The organism is Chitinophaga sp., from assembly GCF_035564935.1.
In the GTDB taxonomy this organism is placed as follows: domain Bacteria; phylum Bacteroidota; class Bacteroidia; order Chitinophagales; family Chitinophagaceae; genus Chitinophaga.
Genome location: NZ_DATMTE010000049.1, coordinates 1 through 2,539, shown reverse-complemented (window position 1 = coordinate 2,539; position 2,539 = coordinate 1). Strand labels below are relative to the sequence as shown.

Here is a 2,539-nt window from a genome sequence, read left to right as displayed (position 1 = left end):
TCATTACCCAAAATAATACAGTTTAGTACCATAGGGTTTATTTTGGTCAAATAAGGATACGTAAATTTACCTGAGTCAGTTGCCACGGAAACAGACGATTTAAACAGGGCAGGTGACTGAACAGAAACCCGCGTATAATCTAAAATCTAATCTAAACCGCGTTATGAAAAAAAGTTATTATTCGCATAAGATTTTATCAAAAAGCTGACAACCGTAAATTTGACCTTATTTGTGATGATAACAGTTAACCGAATGTTAAGTATTTTGGAAAAAGAAAGGTGGACAGTTAAAGTAGCTGTCCTGAAAGACAATACTTTCCCAGTCCACCAGTCATGGAAGATTACATAAAAGATCCAGGAACAACTGCCATGCAGCTGTGCAGCAGATCTAAGGCCCTGAAAGGGCGGCGCGGGCGCAGGGAGAGCTAACAGGGAAGCCGGTTAACTGGTCGGTGCGCGGACCATGTTTACCAAATAAGGAAGCATAAAAGGAACATCGTACTCACAGCGATCAGGTTTTTCGAAAACCTGACATTGAAGCCGCCTTTTTCTGAGTAGAAGTAACTTTCTTTGTACCGGTCGTACTCAATGGGAGCACCTAACTCCTTCATCATTTTGAGGAATTCATAGAGTGTTCTTTCGGAAATACGAAGCCGCTTGGCTAACTGAGCGGGCTTACCGGTCCCTTTGATCCTGATGAGGTAATCAATGGTCTGTAGTCTGTCAAAATAACGCTTTGGCATGTGGCATAGAGGGGTCTTAACGGTTATTTACTGAATATACGATTTGTGTCTTTATTAAACCAGCATTATCATATATATATTTAAACGTAAATATTAACAATCTGGTTTAAACGGGTTTTCGAAAATTTAGCTGCGGAACAATGGCGCTGATGCGGGTTAGCTGCGTACTTTTACTAAACGTTTCCGCATTGTTTTTATTGGCTTATACACAAAAAATACTCACTGCAATAATGCTTCATAGATAATGTTGGCGAGGGCTGTACCGTGATCTACTGCAGGATCCGGCGGACGTGTAGCATATACTTTTCCATTCTTTCCAACAACAATAAATGAGGGATACTTACTAATACTGTATTGCGTAAGCAACTCGCGATGCTGATCATCCAGCCGCCATATCCATCCCGGCAAATCCTTTGCAGCAAAGCCGTCGCAGCAGATGTTCACAAATGTAACAGCATTATTGAAGCAGTCTTTTATTTCTGTAAGCGCATGCAATGCCGGAACCGATCCGCTGTAGAAATGCAGCAGCACTACCTTTCCGCTGAATTGCCGCAGGCTTATTAACTTTCCTTCTGCATCGGGGAAACTAAAAACCGGGGCTACTACGCCTTTACTGATCCCTTTCCTGGATCGCCCGTAAAGCTTTGCAATAGCCTGTTTACAGGTTTCATCCTGCACTAGTTCCAGGTAATCGCGTACGCACCACTCCTGTTCTTCGGCAGGATTGCCGGCGGCAAAACCAAGCGTTAATGAATGCGCCAGCAGCTTGTCGCGCAACCGGCCACTGTAGTGGATTTTCAGCCATTCGTAAATCGCCCTGTTGTTACATTCATAACGGTGCCGGATAAAATAATCTGCCTCCGCCTTATGCAGCAGGTAACTCAAATAACGTATAGGCATTACTGTTGTATCCGGAAGAAGCGCCTGCGGCAATGCAGGCAATATGTTTTCTTTATAAAAAAGTACCTGTCTTTCTTCCAGCGTACTATCCGGCGCAGGCGGTATCTTCCATAAAGTGCTTACAAGCCCGGTGGCTGCTTCCCCAAGCACATGTGCCCTGGTTACCGCCCAGGAGGCTGCATTCAGGCTGTCGCGGTACAAGGCCATCCCCCCGTTACCAGCCTGCAATTGCTGCCGGTACGCTGCCGCCAGCTGCAACGCATCAGATGATGCAGGAACTGCTATACGCAACTGGGCGCGCCTGGCCTCATACACAGCCCTGTTCAACTTTGCACCGCTGCCGCCAAACCGGATACTGTCGCCCTGCATCATCAACTGCAAACTATCTCCTCCCCTGATCATCCCATAGAAGTTATATCCGCTACCGGCATCTGCATAAAAAAATATTTCCCTCCCCACTGGCAGCGGTATCCGGAAATAGAAAGAATCCGTTTTTAGTAAGGTATCCTGCGTAATGGCAGGGGAAATACCCGGATCATACCAGTAAGTCAATGACACCTTTTGCACAGGGTGACCCAGTACCTTGCCCATAATAACGGTGGAAGATTGTGCTGCAGCTGTTCCTGCCAGCATCAGAAAAATACAGCTGTTACGCAGCAGCTGCTTTATCACAGGACGGTTCATAATTAGATTTTTAGATGGTAACAATCCCCATGGTAAAAACCACGGGGAGATAATATTCACAACGATAGTAAATGAAAATTTTATATATATCTTAACGGGTATAGCCGTTCATCATATCAATCTTATAATGCAATAATAACGGGTATAAATAAGGAAAGTGTTAATCGAATCTTAACTGTTAATACAAAACCGGATTTATTTAAAGATTAAGCC

General features: G+C 44.5%; 2 protein-coding genes. Both read right to left on the bottom strand.

The genetic code is table 11. The annotated features are described in order from the left end of the window. Positions 1–466: 466 nt before the first annotated feature. Positions 467–742 carry an HTH domain-containing protein gene (locus tag VN105_RS01295; RefSeq protein ID WP_325637144.1) on the bottom strand — a complete coding sequence of 92 codons (276 nt, stop codon included), beginning with the start codon at positions 740–742 and terminating at the stop codon, positions 467–469. A gap of 219 nt (positions 743–961) precedes the next feature. Continuing rightward, positions 962–2,326 (bottom strand): hypothetical protein, encoded by a 1,365-nt coding sequence (locus VN105_RS01290; protein WP_325637143.1) that lies wholly within the window; start codon positions 2,324–2,326, stop codon positions 962–964. Between the last annotated feature and the right edge of the window lie 213 nt (positions 2,327–2,539).

Bases quoted from the DNA above. Each gene is read 5' to 3' on its own strand.
- VN105_RS01295 (WP_325637144.1), bottom strand. From the start codon at position 742: ATGCCAAAGCGTTATTTTGACAGACTACAGACCATTGATTACCTCATC.
- VN105_RS01290 (WP_325637143.1), bottom strand. From the start codon at position 2,326: ATGAACCGTCCTGTGATAAAGCAGCTGCTGCGTAACAGCTGTATTTTT.